This window comes from Sphingomonas sp. AC435 (assembly GCF_979253005.1).
In genome coordinates, this window is the sequence record NZ_CEEDCJ010000065.1 from 1 (window position 1) to 255 (window position 255).

The following is a 255-nucleotide window of genomic DNA, read 5'->3' on the forward strand; positions in this document are numbered from 1 at the left end:
GGTCAGCACCCGGCGCGGCCCGAAGCGGTCGCCGAGCCAGCCGCCGGGGATCTGGAAGATCGCGTACCCGATCTGAAAGATGCCCAGCACCCAGCCCCAGGTACGGGTCGACAGGCCATATTCCGCCTGGATCATCGGCCCGGTGACCGAGATGACCACCCGGTCCATATAGGTGATCATAGAGGCGAGCACGGTCAGACACAGCACGACGTGCCGCACGCGCGTCGGCCGCGTTCCCGCCACCGAGACCCCGGC

1 protein-coding gene is annotated in these 255 nt (G+C 68.2%); it reads right to left on the reverse strand.

Annotated features, from left to right (window positions below; all coding sequences use genetic code 11):
• The coding region (locus AC0CH8_RS18975) for an MFS transporter (RefSeq protein WP_465241214.1) at positions 1 to 255 on the reverse strand (255 nt) is incomplete at both ends.